This window comes from Klebsiella sp. I138 (assembly GCF_051131765.1).
Lineage (GTDB): Bacteria > Pseudomonadota > Gammaproteobacteria > Enterobacterales > Enterobacteriaceae > Klebsiella.
Map to the genome: position 1 here is coordinate 3,444,968 of NZ_CP180447.1, position 16,895 is coordinate 3,461,862.

The 16,895-nt window shown below is 55.0% G+C and carries 17 protein-coding genes; 14 read left to right on the forward strand and 3 right to left on the reverse strand.

Annotation, left to right across the window (positions count from 1 at the left end; translation table 11 throughout):
• Window positions 1-226 precede the first annotated feature (226 nt).
• Window positions 227-391, reverse strand: coding sequence for a DUF1127 domain-containing protein (locus ACMYSK_RS16070; RefSeq protein ID WP_434636806.1), 165 nt, complete (start codon window positions 389-391; stop codon window positions 227-229).
• A gap of 177 nt (window positions 392-568) precedes the next feature.
• Here ACMYSK_RS16070 and ACMYSK_RS16075 point away from each other — a divergent pair, with 177 nt between their 5' ends.
• The 3 genes from ACMYSK_RS16075 (at window position 569) to ACMYSK_RS16085 (ending at window position 4,730) form a co-directional block, all read left to right on the forward strand.
• Window positions 569-1,981: a PLP-dependent aminotransferase family protein gene (locus ACMYSK_RS16075; RefSeq protein ID WP_434636808.1), complete on the forward strand. Its 1,413-nt coding sequence runs from the start codon at window positions 569-571 to the stop codon at window positions 1,979-1,981.
• Window positions 1,982-2,478: 497 nt separating this feature from the next.
• A complete protein-coding gene (locus ACMYSK_RS16080; protein ID WP_434636810.1) occupies window positions 2,479-3,390 on the forward strand; it encodes an acetamidase/formamidase family protein in 912 nt (303 codons plus the stop codon).
• Window positions 3,387-4,730 carry an APC family permease gene (locus ACMYSK_RS16085; protein ID WP_434636811.1) on the forward strand — a complete coding sequence of 448 codons (1,344 nt, stop codon included), beginning with the start codon at window positions 3,387-3,389 and terminating at the stop codon, window positions 4,728-4,730. Before ACMYSK_RS16080 ends, ACMYSK_RS16085 begins: the two co-directional genes overlap by 4 nt.
• Window positions 4,731-4,904: 174 nt before the next feature.
• Here ACMYSK_RS16085 and ACMYSK_RS16090 read toward each other — a convergent pair whose 3' ends face one another.
• Entirely contained in the window at window positions 4,905-5,327 is a 423-nt protein-coding gene (locus ACMYSK_RS16090) for a FosA family fosfomycin resistance glutathione transferase (protein ID WP_434636813.1), read from the reverse strand.
• On the reverse strand, window positions 5,321-6,229 hold the full coding sequence (locus ACMYSK_RS16095; RefSeq protein ID WP_434636815.1) for a LysR family transcriptional regulator: 909 nt from the start codon (window positions 6,227-6,229) through the stop codon (window positions 5,321-5,323). The genes ACMYSK_RS16090 and ACMYSK_RS16095 overlap by 7 nt, the downstream gene beginning before the upstream one ends.
• Window positions 6,230-6,316: 87 nt before the next feature.
• Between ACMYSK_RS16095 and ACMYSK_RS16100 the strand changes: the two genes are divergently transcribed.
• From ACMYSK_RS16100 to ACMYSK_RS16150, 11 genes are all read left to right on the forward strand, one after another.
• Window positions 6,317-7,111, forward strand: coding sequence for an NAD(P)H-dependent oxidoreductase (locus tag ACMYSK_RS16100; RefSeq protein ID WP_434636817.1), 795 nt, complete (start codon window positions 6,317-6,319; stop codon window positions 7,109-7,111).
• 174 nt (window positions 7,112-7,285) lie between these two features.
• Window positions 7,286-10,087: a transcriptional regulator DagR gene (gene dagR, locus ACMYSK_RS16105; protein ID WP_434636819.1), complete on the forward strand. Its 2,802-nt coding sequence runs from the start codon at window positions 7,286-7,288 to the stop codon at window positions 10,085-10,087.
• 119 nt (window positions 10,088-10,206) lie between these two features.
• Window positions 10,207-10,635, forward strand: coding sequence for a PTS sugar transporter subunit IIA (locus ACMYSK_RS16110; RefSeq protein ID WP_434636822.1), 429 nt, complete (start codon window positions 10,207-10,209; stop codon window positions 10,633-10,635).
• A 10-nt stretch (window positions 10,636-10,645) separates the two neighbouring features.
• Window positions 10,646-11,131: a PTS system mannose/fructose/N-acetylgalactosamine-transporter subunit IIB gene (locus ACMYSK_RS16115; protein ID WP_434636824.1), complete on the forward strand. Its 486-nt coding sequence runs from the start codon at window positions 10,646-10,648 to the stop codon at window positions 11,129-11,131.
• 24 nt (window positions 11,132-11,155) lie between these two features.
• Window positions 11,156-11,905, forward strand: coding sequence for a PTS mannose/fructose/sorbose/N-acetylgalactosamine transporter subunit IIC (locus ACMYSK_RS16120; protein ID WP_434636826.1), 750 nt, complete (start codon window positions 11,156-11,158; stop codon window positions 11,903-11,905).
• Complete coding sequence (locus tag ACMYSK_RS16125) at window positions 11,902-12,762, forward strand: PTS system mannose/fructose/sorbose family transporter subunit IID (protein ID WP_434636829.1); 861 nt, start codon at window positions 11,902-11,904, stop codon at window positions 12,760-12,762. The genes ACMYSK_RS16120 and ACMYSK_RS16125 overlap by 4 nt, the downstream gene beginning before the upstream one ends.
• A 3-nt stretch (window positions 12,763-12,765) precedes the next feature.
• On the forward strand, window positions 12,766-13,875 hold the full coding sequence (dgaE, locus tag ACMYSK_RS16130) for a D-glucosaminate-6-phosphate ammonia lyase (RefSeq protein WP_434636832.1): 1,110 nt from the start codon (window positions 12,766-12,768) through the stop codon (window positions 13,873-13,875).
• On the forward strand, window positions 13,862-14,608 hold the full coding sequence (gene dagF / locus ACMYSK_RS16135) for a 2-dehydro-3-deoxy-phosphogluconate aldolase (RefSeq protein ID WP_434636835.1): 747 nt from the start codon (window positions 13,862-13,864) through the stop codon (window positions 14,606-14,608). The genes dgaE and dagF overlap by 14 nt, the downstream gene beginning before the upstream one ends.
• Window positions 14,609-14,768: 160 nt before the next feature.
• Window positions 14,769-15,353, forward strand: a complete 585-nt coding sequence (locus ACMYSK_RS16140; protein ID WP_434636837.1) for a TetR/AcrR family transcriptional regulator — start codon at window positions 14,769-14,771, stop codon at window positions 15,351-15,353.
• Window positions 15,354-15,516: 163 nt separating this feature from the next.
• On the forward strand, window positions 15,517-16,347 hold the full coding sequence (locus ACMYSK_RS16145) for a winged helix-turn-helix domain-containing protein (RefSeq protein ID WP_434636838.1): 831 nt from the start codon (window positions 15,517-15,519) through the stop codon (window positions 16,345-16,347).
• Window positions 16,344-16,862, forward strand: a complete 519-nt coding sequence (locus tag ACMYSK_RS16150) for a FidL-like protein (RefSeq protein ID WP_434636841.1) — start codon at window positions 16,344-16,346, stop codon at window positions 16,860-16,862. Before ACMYSK_RS16145 ends, ACMYSK_RS16150 begins: the two co-directional genes overlap by 4 nt.
• Window positions 16,863-16,895: the final 33 nt, after the last annotated feature.

A 16,895-nucleotide genomic window follows, 5' to 3' on the forward strand; every position in this document is an offset into this window, starting at 1 on the left:
AGAAAATAATACTTACCAGGGTAAGTATCAAGAAACAGCGGACGAGGAAGCATTAATTGATAAATATTGTGAATGAATCTACTCGATGACTCCTCGCTGACCGCGAGAGCATACCGGTTTGCACCTGTCGCCCGGACAGGCGGCAAGCGCCGCCTCCGGGAAGAACCCGGTGGCGCCACGCTGACCGGGATATGAGTGGGTAATATCAGATAAAAAATCGCATTTTTTAATTGACCTGATCCCTTCGCAGCCCGACATCTTTCAGCTGTTCGTCGCTCATTCGCTGCAAAATCCGCCGTGTTTGCTGCCGAAGCCACCATTTTTTAACCATCCGCCCCAGTAATACAAAGCCGATAAATGGCTGTCTTGCCCGGTTCTCGTGAAATTCCATCCTCTGCCTCCTCGCCTTGCCAGAGGCTTTATCTTCACGGATTCGAGGCATAACAATACAGATGCACAAAATACTTTTCTTTAACATACAGATTAGCTAAAACGATATCTGCGTGGCTTTTTTTCCACCAGTCTGTACTGGTTTATCTATCTGTATGGCGACAATAAGGGATACAGCATGACGCGTTACCAACATCTGGCCAGCCTGCTGGCGGAACGTATTGAGCAAGGGCTGTATCGCGACGGCGAAAAGCTGCCTTCAGTGCGCAGTCTGAGTCAGGAGCACGGCGTCAGCATCAGTACCGTCCAGCAGGCCTACCTGACGCTGGAACAGCAGCGGCTAATCACCCCCCAGCCGCGTTCCGGCTATTTTGTCGCGCCGCGCAAGGCGCTGCCACCGGTTCCGCCGATGTCGCGTCCGGTTCAGCGCCCGGTGGAGATAACCCAGTGGGATCAGGTGCTGACCATGCTTGATGCGCGCAACGACAAAACCATTATCCCCTTTGGCGGCGGCTCGCCGGACGTCACCCAGCCCAGCCTGAAGCCACTGTGGCGTGAGCTTAGCCGGGTCGTGCAACATAATCTCAGCGAGGTTCTCAACTACGATGAACTGGCCGGACGTCGTGAGTTGCGCGAACAAATCGCTCGCCTGATGCTGGACGGCGGATCCGTAGTGACCGCCAACGATCTGGTGATTACCAGCGGTTGCCACAGCGCCCTGTCGCTGGCCCTGCTGTCCGTCTGCCAGCCCGGAGATATCGTCGCCGTCGAATCCCCTACCTATTACGGCACCATGCAGCTGCTGCGCGGACTGGGGATCAAAGCCATTGAGATCCCGACAGATCCGGACAGCGGGATCAGCATCGAAGCGCTTGAACTCGCGCTGGAGCAGTGGCCGATCAAAGGGGTGATCCTGGTTCCCAACTGTAATAATCCGCAGGGCTTTATCATGCCAGACGCCCGCAAGCGCGCGGTACTGACTCTCGCCCAGCGTCACGATATCGTCATTTTTGAGGATGATATTTATGGCGAACTGGCTACCGATTACCCGCGTCCACGAACTCTCCATTCATGGGATATCGACGGTCGGGTGATGCTCTGCAGCTCGTTTACCAAAACTATCGCACCGGGCCTGCGCATCGGTTGGATCGCGCCGGGGCGTTACTACGATCGCCTGCTGCAGATGAAATACGCCGCCAGCGGCACCAACGTTCCGTCAACGCAACTGGCCGCCTGTAACTTTATCCGCGAAGGCCACTATCATCGCCACGTTCGGCGCATGCGGCAGATTTATCAACGGAATATGGAGATCTACACCTGTTGGCTGCGGGAGTATTTTCCTTGTGGTATCTGCGTCACTCGTCCGAAAGGCGGCTATATGCTGTGGGTTGAGCTCCCCGAGCACGTCGATATGGTCTGCGTCGCGAAGCAGCTGTGCCAGTTGAAAATCCAGGTTGCGCCGGGTTCACTGTTCTCAGCGTCCGGGAAATACCGCAACTGTTTAAGGATCAACTGCGCGCTACCGCCGATCGAGAAACACCGGGAGGTGATGGTGAAGCTGGGGGAGGCAATAAAAGTGGCGATGGAATGACTTTTCCTTCATAGCGAACTGACATCTCCCCGGTGGCGCTACGCTGACCGGGCTACGGGTTCACCGCCGCGGGCCAGTAGCCCGGACAGGCGTGGCAACCGCCGCCGCCGGGATTTCTTCCCCCCTTTTTATTGGTACAACATCATTACGGCATAACGGGCAACCACGTCATGAGCGAAGGCACACGACGGGTCAATGACATAAACAAATCGCTGATAGCGCAATATTCTGGAAATTTAATAAATAGCATTAAATAATATATAAATAGCAATTCAAATTAAAACAACACACAAATGATTTATTAAAAAAACCATATATAAGACGGAAAAAAAACATCACGCAATAAAATTGTAACGCATTGATTTATAAATATAATTATATATAACAACATGCCATTTACCTAATTGCCTTCCTGTTATATTCCCGATACATTCACCCTATCCCGATAAGGGAAACTCTAAGTATAAAAACACAACACTATAATTGGGATGAAAGTCATGAGAATAACCAAAGATCGGGTGGTTTACGCCATGTCGCAACATAATACTCCGGTTGCCAGCGTTGCCAGCGGTAGCGAAGTTCTGTTTGAAACCTGCGACTGCTTCTCCGATCAAATTACTTCCGCCGACGCTGCTTTTAATGAACTGGACTGGCAGAGAATTAACCCTGCCAGCGGGCCGGTCTATATTGAAGGCGCCGAGCCGGGTGATGTGCTAAAGGTCTGCATCAAACGCATTACCCTCACGGCCCAACAGGCGGTGATGGTTACCGCCCCTCAACTGGGCGTGATTGGCGATGAACTTCACTCGCCTACCGTCACGATCGTTCCCATTGAACATGACCATGCCGTATTGCCCGGCAATGTGCGCGTTCCGCTCAACCCCATGGTTGGCGTTATCGGTGTCGCTCCTGCTGGCGAAGCCATCTCCTGCGGCACGCCAGATAGCCACGGCGGCAATATGGACTGTAAAATGATTACTGCCGGCAGCACTCTGTGGTTGCCAGTCAACGTTCCTGGCGCACTGTTCGGCCTGGGTGATTTACACGCCGCAATGGGCGATGGCGAAGTCTCCGTCTGCGGGCTGGAAATTCCAGGTGAAGTACTGGTTGAGCTGAGCGTCGTTAAAAATCGCGCCCTCCCGTTACCGATGCTGGAAAACAACGAGACCATTTTCACCCTTGCGTCCGCCTTAACGCTCGATGATGCCGCCGCTCTGGCTGCGCGTAATATGGCGCATTTTATCGCCGACAATACGGATTTGTCGCTTGCCGAGGCGATCAACATACTCAGCATCGCAGGCGACCTGCAAATATGTCAGGTTGTCGACCCCCTTAAAACCTGCCGATATGCACTCCCCAAAACGGTCGCAGAACAACTTTCCCTGTGTATCGAAGGGGAACAAGCATGAGCGTCGAACAGTTCGGCTACAAACAGGAGCTGCATCGGGCGCTCACCTTCCGTGACCTGCTGGTTTACGGCATGATTTTTATGGTGCCGATCGCGCCGTTTGGCGTATTTGGCTACGTCTGGGATGGCGCGCAGGGGATGGTCGCGTTGGCCTATCTCATCGGGATGGTGGCGATGTTCTTTACCGCCATGAGCTACTGGTCGATGTCGCGAGCCTTCCCGGTTTCAGGTTCGGTCTACGCCTATGCCCAGCGTGGCATTCATCCTGTCGTCGGTTTTTTTGCCGGATGGCTTATCCTGCTGGACTATATTCTGGTGCCGTCGCTGCTGTATATCGTCAGCGCCGCGGCACTGGGGCCAATGCTACCAGGCGTACCGGGCTGGCTGTGGATCGTTGGTTTTATCGCGATTAACAGTCTGATCAATTTACGCGGCATTACCTTTACCGCCCGCGCCAACAACACCATCCTGATAGCAGAAATCGTGGTGCTTGCGGTGTTTGTGGTATTAGGGCTGGTCGCACTCTATTCCGGTGCAGGGGCGGGTCATCTGACGCTCGACCCCCTCTATAATGCTGATAAATTCAGCCTGCCGCTGGTCATGGGAGCGGTCTCCATCGCGGTGCTTTCCTTCCTCGGCTTTGACGGTATTTCAACGCTGTCTGAAGAGACCAAAGGCGGTGTTGATACCGTAGGCAAAGCATCATTGGGAGCGCTGATGCTGGTCGGTACGCTATTTATTTTACAGACCTGGATTGCCGCCGACCTGGCGCAGGGGATGAAATTTGGTAGCCTCGATACCGCCTTCTACGATACTGCAAACCTGGCGGGTGGCAGCTGGCTGAAGTACGTCACCATGTGGTCGACGGTGATCTCCTGGGGGATTGCCAACGCGCTGGTCGCACAGGCGGCAGTTTCACGTATTCTGTTTGCGATGGCCCGAGATAAACAGCTGCCTCAGCTGCTGGCAAAAGTACATCCTCGACTGAAAACTCCCTACGTCAGTACTCTGTTTGTGGCACTTATTTCGTTGATCTCTGGCCTCTATTTTTACGGTGATATAGATAATCTCAGTCGTCTGGTGAATTTTGGTGCGTTAATGGGCTTTCTGGTCTTGCACGTTGCCGTGATAAACCATTACCTGATCCGCCAAAAATCGCGCAATCTGGTGATGCACCTGCTGTTCCCGGTGGTGGGTTTGTGCATTATCGGCTTTGTTATCTATGAAATGGATATCGAAGCGAAAGTGCTCGGTCTGAGCTGGCTGGCCGTCGGCGTGGTCTATTACGTGATCATGCGTCTGGTACTCAAACGCAATATCGAGCTGAATCTGGAAGGATAAACGCCCGCAATAAATCTTTCTGGTGGCGTTGCGCTGACCGGGCTACGGGTTCATCGGGCCGATAGCCCGGTCAGGCGCAGCAAGCGCCGCCTCCGGGGAAGCAGCCGCCAAATCGCTTCAGGCCATCTCCCCGGTGGCGCTGCGCTAACCGGGCTGCGGGCTCAGCGTCGTCTGTTAGTCCTCGCCAAAAAACACCATGCCTTTGTATGGCTGCGTCCGGCAAGCGACCAGACGCTGGGCGAGGCTGCCGACGTGCAGCTCCAGCTTGTGGCCGTCGGGGTCGAGAAAATAATGCGATGCCCCTTCGCTGCGGTTTACCTTCCACACCGCCACGCCAGCCACGTCCAGTCGAGCGGCAAACCCGGCGAAATCGGCTTCGGCAATGTTAAATGCGTAGTGGGTATAGTCGCTCTCTTCCGGCGAGGTGACTCGCCGCTGCGGGTCAAGTGACAGACACAGCCACAGATCGCCGCAGGAAAGATAGGCTCCGCGATCCCAACGGGCATGCAGCTTCATCCCCAGCAACTGGTGATAAAACGCGACGCTCAACGGCAGTTGGCTGACCGCCAGAGTCAGGTGATTCAATCCGCTTAACATGATTTATCCTCTAATGACATCACGATTTGCTGACGCAGCCATTGATGGGCCGGGTCACGATGCCAGCGTTCGTGCCACAGCATCAGCATATCAAACCCGGCCACCGCCAGCGGCGGATCAACCACCGTCAGGCCGCTTGTCCCACGCACCAGCCGCTCCGGCACCACAGCCACCAGCTCGCTGTTACGCAGCGCTTCCAGCATAAACAGGAAATGTGGCACCGAAAGGACAACCCGCCGCGCCCGCCCGAGATTGGCCAGGGCGGTATCCGTCGCCGCGAGAAAACCACCGCCGTCCGGAGAGACGATAACCTGCTCCAGCTGGCAGAACTGCTCCAGGCTTAGCGCAGATTGCAGCGCCGGATGCCCGGTTCTGCCCGCCAGAACATAGCGTTCGCGGAACAATAACCGCTGATGCAGCTCCGGCGGTGCGCCGTCCCGGGTATGGAAAAACAGATCGGCGTCATCCCGTTCTGCCTGGGCCACCAGCCGATAAGGTTGCAGTTCAAAGACCGCCAGGCGGCTACCGGGAGAGGCCAGACGCAACGCGTGCAGCGCCGGGAGCAACATCGCCGAGGCCATATAATCCGTGGCCGCCACCCGCCAGGTCTGCACCGCCGTTGCCGGGTCAAAATGGCTGGCCGGTGCCACCGCCAGCTCAAGCGCGGCGAGCGCATCTCGCAGCGGTCCGCGCAGTTCATCGCCACGAGCGGTGGGCAGCATACCGCGCGGCCCCGGAAGCAGCAGCGGGTCAGCGAAGATCTCCCGCAGCCTGGCAAGCTGAATGCTGACCGACGGCTGCGACAGGTTAAGCCGCTGCGCCGCACGGGTGACGTTGTGCTCGCTTAACAGCACATTGAGTGTACGCAGCAAATTGAGGTCAAGACAATGTAAATTAATCACGACTATACCTGAGATTTAAGTTATTAATTTCTACTATAGCGGCGACCACCCTACTCTGCAGTTTTCCCGTGCTCAGAGGTTTTTATCATGAAAGTATTGCTGGTTTATGCTCATCCCGAACCACGTTCGTTAAACGGTGCGCTGAAAGATTTTGCCGTCCAGCATCTGCAAAATAGCGGCCACGATGTACAGGTCTCCGATTTGTACGCCATGGGCTGGAAAGCGGGGCTGGATGCCGACGACAGCACCGCGCCACCGCGAGACGATATTTACCGAACCACGTTGGATTCGAAGCACGCCTTTGAACAAGGAACTCAAAGAGCAGATATCGTTGCGGAACAAGAGAAACTGCGGTGGGCGGATACGGTGATTTTTCAGTTCCCACTGTGGTGGTTCTCGATGCCGGCCTTAATGAAGGGCTGGATTGACCGGGTATATGCTTATGGATTTGCCTACGGCGTGGGTGAACACAGCGACAGCCATTGGGGCGACCGCTATGGCGAAGGGACGCTGGCGGGCAAACGGGCGATGCTGATCGTCACCACCGGCGGCTGGGAGGAGCACTACGCTCCGCGCGGTATCAACGGGCCCATCGACGACATTCTCTTCCCCATCCAGCACGGCATGCTGTTTTACCCCGGCTTCGACGTGCTACCGCCGGTGGTATTCTACCGCACGGAAAAAACCGACGGCCCGCGCTTCACCGAGCAGCGCGCAGCGCTTGCCCAGCGGCTGGATACGCTGGCGCAAACGACGCCTATCCCTTTCCGCAGGCAAAATCACGGAGATTACCTGATTCCTTCCCTGACTTTGCGCCCGGATCTGGCGCCGGACGAACGTGGGTTTGCGGTGCATCAGCGCGCGGAGTCGTTCAACGCGTAACATTGGGGAGAACGCCATAACGTGCGGAAGTTTGCCCTTATCGCTGTTCTCCCCGAAACGGCGGTTTCTCGCAGAGAGGCCGCCAACTTCGCCCCCGGTCTCTTTCTCACCTGACATAATCGTGTATGTTCTCAACTATCCACCTTTATCCCTTTTCACCAATCCGGTAACGAGATGAGACGTATTGAGATAGTACTGCGGGAACTGGAGCGGCTGACTCAGGCCGTTACGTTAGACTCCCTGGAGAAGGGCTCAAATACCTTCACCGCAGAGCAAATCGGTTTTAACCTCGGACTGGCGCGTAATTCCGTAAGTAAAGACCTCAATCAGCTGTGGAGTGACGGACTGGTTATCAAAACCCGGGGGCGCCCGGTCTACTTTTTACATCGACGTACAACGGAAACGCTGCTTGACCGCCAGCTAACAGAGACGGATCGCGAACCTGTGACTCTCGCGGATCTTCTGCCAAAACACGCTCCCGATACTATGGCCGATCCTTTTACCTTACTGATCGGCCACGATCGCAGCCTGCACGATGCCGTTGAAAAGGGAAAAGCTGCAGTACTGTATCCCCATGGGCTACACGTGCTGCTTACCGGCCCATCCGGCGTGGGGAAAACCTTTTTTGCCGAACTCATGCACCGCTACGCCTGCGAACATGCCGGGGAAAAACTGCCGCCGCTGGTCTATTTCAACTGCGCGGAATACGCCAATAACCCGGAACTGCTCTCTTCACATCTGTTCGGCCATCGCCAGGGGGCGTTTACCGGCGCAACGGAAAACAAGACCGGGCTAATTGAACAGGCCGACGGTGGCTACCTGTTGCTTGATGAAGTCCATCGCCTGCCCTATGAGGGACAAGAAAAGCTCTTCTCGCTACTGGATAAAGGCGAGTATCGTCCGCTCGGTGCCAGCGGCCCCTCACGCAGTATTGCCGTGCGGCTAATCTGCGCTACCACTGAACCTGTCAATTCATCACTATTACGCACTTTTCAGCGACGCATTCAGGTCACCATCGATCTGCCCGGTATCCGCCAGCGCTCGGTGGAAGAACAGATAGAGCTGATCATCGGCTTTTTACAACGAGAAAGCCGTAAGATAGAACGCACGGTGAGCATCGATAAAACCCTGCTGCTCTGGCTGTTAAATAAACCGCTAGAAGGCAACATCGGCCAGTTAAAAAGTGATATCCAGTTTTTATGTGCCCAGGCATGGGCATCCGGTATGGCGGCGAATAACGAGTTGCTGCAGCTCGACAGCAAGCTGACGGATGGACCCGTCAATGCCACGCCTGAGCAGCGTCTCCTGGTCGATGCCTTATTTAATGCCAGGACGCTGCTGAATATTGACGCTCGTACGTTACCGCAGCTTAAAAGCTCGGCCGCCGATGAGCATAGTGTTGAAGAGAGCGATCTGTTCTACAGCTTCCTGACCCGTGAATACGTTAACCTGCGCAACAGCAATGTGCCTCCGGCAGAGACGCTGGCGATCCTAAAGAATAAGCTTAGCTCGATTTTCGAGTATGGCCTCTATAGCCGCGACAACACGACCCACGCCCCGCGTTATGGCGACCAAATTGAAGAGCGCGTGACTTTGCTGATTGGCTACGTCGAGCAAGTGCTTGGCTTCGCTCTGCCGGAAAATCTGGTCAATCCACTGCGTAAACATTTCCTCGCATTGATCAGTTACGTTCAACGCGGCTTGATCCCACAGCTTTATTCATCAAGCCTGATCCTCGATCGCTGCAAAGATGAATACGACAATGCGACATTGCTCTGTAAAAAGATCAATGACCTGCTGCATATCCAGTGCCCGGCCACCGAGGTCGTCTGGCTATGCTTATTCCTGAAAGAGTGCCGCCATTACCGCCAGCGTATTAACGCCAGCCCGGATTGCGGCGTTATTCTCATTGCCCATGGCGCTACCACGGCCACCAGCATGGCCCAGTACGTCAACCGGGTGCTGGAGCGCGATCTGTTCAACGCTATCGATATGCCGTTTGAGCAATCCGTCCATGATACCCTGGAGGAATTAATCCAGCTGATTGAGACGAAACGCTGGCAGCGATTGATCCTGATGGTGGATATCGGATCGCTGGTGCATTTTGGCAGTACGATCAGCAAACTGTTTCAGATTGACGTCCTGCTGATGCCAAATATTACGCTGACCAGCCTGCTGGAGATCGGCCTTGATCTCAGTTATGAGACAGGCGAACTCCCGCAGCTGGCAACGCTGATGCAGGAGAAAGGCATTAATAGCCAGCTGTGCACACCCCAGCAGGAAAACGCCGGAAAGGTCCTGGTTATTTCCTGTATTACCGGGATGGGTACGGCGGAAAAAATCAAAAAAGTGCTGGAAGAAAGCTTTGGCGAACTGATGTCGCAGGACACCCGGATGGTGATCCTTGATTATACCGAAGTGCGTAGCCCGGAACGGGTTCAGCAGGCTCTCAGCGCACATGAACGGCTGGCGGGAATCGTTGGTACCTTCCAGCCCGGCCTCCCTGATATTCCCTTTATCTCGCTGGAAGAACTGTTCTCCGAGCAGGGTCCTGAACTGGTATTAAGTCTCCTCACCCCAGACCTTTCAAGCAGCGAGCGTCGTCTGGAAATGGAGCGTAGCTCGGCCAGATTCATCAGCGCACTCACCATGGAAAGCATCATCAATCACATATCCGTGCTCAATCCTCAGCGGATTTTAAAAGAGATGGAAGGGATCCTGAACCAGCTCAGGACATCGCTGGCTATCACACCCAACCGTCAGGTGACACTACGCTTCCTGATCCACTGCTGCTGTATGGTCGAGCGTATTGTGATTAACCGTAAACCGTTACAGATGGCGCTGGAAATGCGGCCCGATATGGACCTGCAGGCGTTTAGTGTCATCAAATCAGCTTTCCATCCGGTAGAAGAGGCTTATGCCATTCGTTTATCCGATGCGGAATACATCTATATCTACGAATTATTATTTAGTTAATCTCTGTACTGGCGTGGCTTCCCGGCCCGCCAGCCTCTCTCTATCCGGTAGATGACACAAACTCTGGCACGCGCCTTGCTCTCTTTATTGCGTCAACGATTCGGCGCCAGGAGGCCACTTTGTCATCCACTGAACCTACATCCCCGTTACCCCAAATTCTGTTGCTGACGCACGGCGGTTGGGGCACGCAACTTTGCGATAGCCTGCGCATGGTGACAGGCGAAATTGCAGGAGTCAGCGAAATCGCGCTCATGCCGGTCGACACGCTTGGTGAGTTTTATCAGCGAGTTGAGAGTGTTGTTAAGGCAATGCCGCAAGGGTCGCTAATTCTGACCGACTTTCTTGGCGGCACAACGTCCAACGTTGCCGCCAGACTCAGCGCTGACTATCCCATCGCCGTTATTTGTGGGCTCAATGCATCACTGCTGCTGGAAGCGCTGGACAGGCGTGAACGAGGCCCGCTCACTCATTGCGTGAACGATCTGGTCGAAGCCGGACGCAGCAGCTGTCGCGACGTCGTCGCCCACGTGAACCAGTTAAATCACTAAGGAGCCCATCATGGCAAAAATCGTCTTATGTCGTATCGATAGCCGTCTGATTCACGGCCAGGTTGTCACTAAGTGGGTCGGCCAGTCACAGGCCAATCGTATTGCCGTCGTCAGCGATGAGCTGGATGCCGATCCGTTCATGAAAAACATCTATTTAATGGCCGCGCCACCAAACATCAAAGTCGACTGCTACAGCAACGCCAGCTTCGCCGCTGCCTGGAAAGAAAACCAGCTCGGTGACGGCAACGTGCTGGTGCTGTTCCCGTCGCTGACGGCAATCCAGCAGGCCACTCTGCAGGGATTTGACGTTCCAGCGATCCAGGTTGGTGGGCTGGGCGGCGGGCCGAACCGCAAAGCGGTCTTCCAGAACATCACGCTTGATGAAAAAGACGTGGGGATTCTCAAAGAGCTCAAAAACAGCGGGATTCAGGTGACCTTCCAGACTATCCCGGAAGATAAGCCACAGTCTCTGGACGATATCCTGAAAAAATTCTAACAAATTGATAAACAGGTAAAAACTATGGACACTCTACTTTTTGCGAGCCTGATGGGGTTGTATTACTGGTTCGCCCGATTACGTTTTGGCTATACCTTCTCCGCCATGTTGTTACAGCCCGTTGTCATTGCCGTTTTCGTCGGTCTACTGCTGGGCGATATGAAAACCGCGATGATCATCGGGGCGGGCATGCAGTTAGTCTACCTGGGCGTGACCTCCACGCCGGGTGGCAATGTACCTTCAGACCCGGCTCTCGCCGCCTGTATCGCGATTCCTATTGCCGTTAAGGCCGGTATGGAACCTAATCTGGCTATTGCGCTTGCGATTCCGTTCGGGGTCATCGGGGTTTTCCTCGACCAGCTTCGCCGCACGCTCAACGCCGCCTGGGTGCATATGGCCGATAAACATGCCGAAAGCGCCAATATGGCGGGAATTATGCGCTGCGCCTTTATTTATCCGGCTCTGCTTGGGCTGGTGCTGCGCTTCCCGGTTGTCTTTGCTGCAAACTTTTTCGGCCAAAGCGTCGTTGAGAAATTCCTTAAACTGATGCCTGGTTGGCTGACCCACTCGTTTGAAATCATGGGCGGCATTCTGCCTGCGCTGGGTTTCGCCATCACTATCATGGTCATTGGTAAGAAAAGCCTGCTGCCATGGTTTATCGGCGGATTTTTTGCGGTGCTCTACCTGAAGGTGGACATCATGGCGATGGCTATTTTCGGTACCTGCGTCGCCTTCCTGATTAAAGGCCTGGCCAAAAATGAAGGAGCAGCATGATGAGTAGCGATGTAATGCAACATGAACTGGTTGAGCGCGCCCGCGAAAGCCGGGCGTTAACCAAAGCCGATATCACCAAAGCCTGGCTGATTTACTGGCTGGGGGCAGAAGTCTCCAGCTCCTATGAACGCCTGCAAAGCCTGGTGTTCTGCGCCTCCATGACGCCAATAATCAAAAAGCTGTATCCGGAAAAAGAGGAGCAAGCGGAAGCACTGACACGCCATCTTAATTTCTTTAACTCGGAGCAGACATTCGGTTCAGTTATCCAGGGCATTGCTATCGCCATGGAAGAGCAGAAAACCCGCGGTGAACCCATTAGCGACGCCTCTATTACCGGTATCAAAACGGGTCTGATGGGACCGCTGGCCGGGATGGGCGACTCCATCATCTGGGCGGCGGTCATGCCGCTACTGATTGCTATCTTTATTCCTTTTGCTGCCAGCGGTAGCGCCTTCGGTGGTATCGCCCCGCTGATTCTCTACCCTGCTATTACCATGGCGATAAGCTACGGGCTGGTGCACAAAGGCTATACCCTCGGGCGCGATTCCATTATCGGCTTGCTGCAAGGAGGGCGAATAAAAGAGCTTATCTACGGCGCTAACGTTCTGGGCCTGATAATGATGGGGGCGCTCTCAGCAAGCTACGTCAAAATCACCACGCCGCTGAAAATAAGTGCGCTGAAGGGTTCTGAAGTGGTGGTACAGCAGATCCTCGACTCCATTGCCCCTGGCCTGCTGCCGCTGGCGGCGGTGTTTGCCGTCTACTTCTATCTGCTGAAAAAAGGCCCGCGCTACACCACGATTTTGCTATCGATTGTCGCAATCAGCATTGTTTGTTCGTTGACGGGAGTGCTGTAAGTCATGAACAGCAATATTTATCAGCAACTGGGTTTAAAAAGGGTCATTAACGCCTGCGGCAAAATGACGATCCTCGGTGTTTCTGCCGTTGCACCGGAAGTCATGCAGGCCACCGCTCAGGCGGCGGCGGCCTTTGTTGAAATGGATAAGTTAACCGACCGCGCCGGCGAACAAGTCTCCACCTACACCGGCGCAGAAGACAGCTACATCACCTCCTGCGCTTCGGCAGGAATCGCCATCGCCGTCGCGGCGGCCATTACCCATGGCGACCCCGAGAAAGTCGCTCTGATGCCCGACAGCAGCCCGTTCGCCAATGAGGTTGTGATGTTGCGCGGGCATAATGTCGATTATGGCGCGCCAATCACCAGCGCGATTCGTCTTGGCGGGGGGCGCATCGTCGAGGTAGGGTCCAGCAATCTTGCCGCACGCTGGCAACTTGAAAGCGCGGTCAGCGAAAAAACGGCAGCGCTGCTGTTTGTTAAGTCCCATCACTGTGTACAAAAAGGCATGCTCAGCATCGACGATTTTGTTCAGATCGCCCGCCAGCACGGTCTACCGTTGATTGTTGATGCTGCCGCCGAAGAAGATCTCCATCAATGGGTCGCCACGGGCGCAGATATGGTTATCTATAGCGGCGCCAAAGCATTTAATGCCCCGACATCAGGCTTTATCAGCGGCAAACGACCGTGGATCGCCGCCTGTAAAGCCCAGCACTACGGCATCGCCAGGGCGATGAAGATCGGCAAAGAAAATATGGTAGGGCTGCTCTTCGCCCTGGCGCGCTACCCGTTGGCCCCCCCTGTACCAGACGTTCCCGCATTGCGTCCCTTCACTGAGGCGATCTCCGCTCTGCGTGGCCTGAGCGCCGACATCGAACAGGATGAGGCCGGGCGAGCAATCTGGCGTATCCGGGTTCACGTCGACGAAGCCGAACTGGGGCTCAGTGCTCGCGATGTCGAAGCTCAACTGCGCGGTGGCCATATCGCGATTTACGCCCGACGTTACGCCCTACACCAGGGGCATTTTAGCCTTGACCCTCGTACCGTCGGCGAGGGCGAAATGCCGCTTATCATTGCGCGTTTGAAGGAGATTACCGACCATGCAGCGCATTAATTTTTATCGTCAGCGGGTTGCCATTAATGTGTTGGCAAAAGACATCGCTAACGCCCGGGATGTTTATGAGGCCTCGGAAGGCCATGCGGTGATTGGCGTGTTATCGGCACAATTTCCAAGCGTTGAGCAGGGTATTCATGAAGTGAGTCGCTGGATGGCCGAGATCCCTTCCATTTCCGTCGGTCTCGGCGCCGGCGATCCCGCCCAGTTTTATAAAGCCGCGATGATTGCGGCGAAGCTTCATCCTGCCCATGTCAACCAGACGTTTACCGGCTGTGGCTTTGCTGCTGGTGCACTGGCGGCAACGGATGGTCAACAGACGCGTATCAATGCACTCATCAGCCCTACGGGTACGCCGGGCGATGTACTTATCTCCACCGGCGTCAGCAGCGCAGGTGGAACGCCAGCAAAAGTCTCCTGCGATGCCGCCGTGAGAATGATTCAGGATATGGGCGCACACGCCGCAAAATTCTTCCCGATGGGCGGTGAACATTCGCTTCATGAGCTGAGCGTTCTTGCACAGAGCGCGGCGCACAACGGCATGACGCTGATTGAACCCACCGGCGGTATTGACCTGGAAAACTTCGCCGCGATCCTGCAAACCTGTTTGCAGGCGGGTGTCACACAGGTTATGCCCCATATCTACAGCGCGATTATCGATCCACAGAGCGGCAATACGCGCCCGGAGGATATACAGGCATTGATGAGTATCGTGAAAGATCTGGTTGATTAATCATCAGGTTGCGGGCGGCAATACGCAGACTCATGTTGCCGCACGCTTTCTATCGATTGATATGACAAATTGTGAGCCCCCACGCAATAACGACAATCCACGCGGCTGCACTCCCCCGCATCTTGATCGCTATCAAGAATAATCATACCGTCTGGTCGGTATGATTCGAACCATGAATATGGAAGCTCAGCATCGCAAAAAAGATCCCGTCCGCCTGCATCGTCAGCTGATTGAGTCAGCGGCGATGATTGCCGGAAGAGATGGCATCGCCGCACTCTCGTTAAACGCCGTCGCACGTGAAGCCGGGGTCAGCAAAGGCGGTCTTTTACACCATTTTCCGAATAAACAGGCGCTGATATTCGCCCTGTTTGCGCGCCTGCTGGCCATTATGGAAAAGGCCATTACGGAGCTTATGGCCGCCGATAACATCGCCTACGGTCGCTTTACCCGCGCGTATTTGCATTACCTGTCCAACCCTGAACTAACGGATACCCATGAAAGTCGGCAACTGATGGTATTGTCGCTGGCGATGCCGGATGAGCCGGTGCTGAGAAAATGCTGGCGCGACTGGATGCTGGAGCATCTGGCACAGGGCGATGCGCTGGATAACGGCCATACCGGTACCCTGGTACGCTATGCGGCAGACGGCATCTGGCTGTCGGAACTGACCGAGGGACGCACCATGAGTACCGACCACCGCCGGTCGCTGGTGCACGATCTGACGCGGATGACGCTGCCGATATGACGCGGGTAAACCTGTCCCGTCAGGCGTCATTGTTGCAGGCCGTCTGGCTACTGGCTGCGTGAAACGCCCGGGCATACGCATAGTACGCAAGGTGCGAGAACGCCCCCAGGACCAGACTGACAAAATAAAATAGCCTCATGTAGGCTCTTAGATTGAGGCCGCGATGCGCTATAACATCAATGCCCGTCTCATTTATGATGCAACGGACGGCACACTCACCCTCCCGGGAAGCACTGAACCCGACAGTCAGCTGTCTATCACCGCCAGCGCGCTGCTCTACTATTTTCTTCGCCATACCGACGTTATTAGCCGCGATGAGGTACTGAAGAAAGTCTGGGATGACAACGGATTAACCTCATCCAACAGCAACCTTAACCAGTACCTGAGCATGCTGCGAAAAACATGCCGCCATTACGATATTGATAACATCATCGTCACGGTATCGCGCGGCATGTTGCAGCTTAACCCCGATTTAGCCATCGAGATCATCGATAGCTCCCCGATGGTGTCCTCCGCATCTGAAGCGAGAGCTGCGCCAGAAGCCGAACGTCCGCAAGAGCCTGCTGCGCCGGTGCCACCCGCCGCGAGAGAAGAGCGTGCAGCATCGACAAGCCATTCGCGAGGTGCCTGCTGGTACATGGCCGGCGCCAGCCTGCTGACGATTGCCCTGCTGCTGGTGATTTTCGCGTTCGCCGGCAGCAACCCGGCGCGACCGATCACCCTGACGCCTATGAGCCATAGCCAGTGCGAGCTGCTGGCCAGTGAAGAGATGCTGCGATCCGTGTCAGCAACCGCCTACGGGAAAAATTTTGATGAGGTACGCCAGCGTCTGAAGCTGGAGTGCAAGCCCGGTGAGCGCCTCGTTTTCTTCTATGGCGACCGGCTGGAAACCAACGGCCTGGGCCGCGTCTTTCTCGCCCACTGCGCAATGCATGAAGATAATCCGTTCAGCTACTGCGATAACTATTTCTACTACTCCTGGAAGCCGCAATGAGACTCGCTCCTCGTCCCTTTTTCGCCCTCTCTACACTGGTGTTTATCGTCGCGGCCGGGCTCAGTGCCTGGAAGCTGCTGCCCGTTGAAAAAGACGGCGTAATGAGCTGTTCGACTAAAGCCATCATGCGTTTTGAAAATATGGATAAAGAGAACGTGAACGGCAATATTCATTTTAATTTTGCCGCTAACGGCAAAGGCTCCATGGTCGTCGAGGGCTATACCGACTCCGCGGCCGGCTGGCTTTATCTACAGCGCTACGTCAAATTTAACTGGACCAGTCAACGCATCTCATCCACCGAGCGCCACTACCGCATCAGCAAGTGGGAATCCAGCGCCTCGTCGATCGATGAATCCCCGGACGTTATCTTTGCCTACTTTATGCGTGAGATGTCCGATAGCCATGATGGCTTGTTCCTCAACGCCCAGAAGCTCAACGAGAAAGCGATTCTGCTGAGCTCTATTAATTCGCCGCTCTATGTATGTACCCTGAAATCCGGTAGCCAGCTGGATTAACCCCGCCCTCCCGTTTTCCCGGCACCGCTCGCA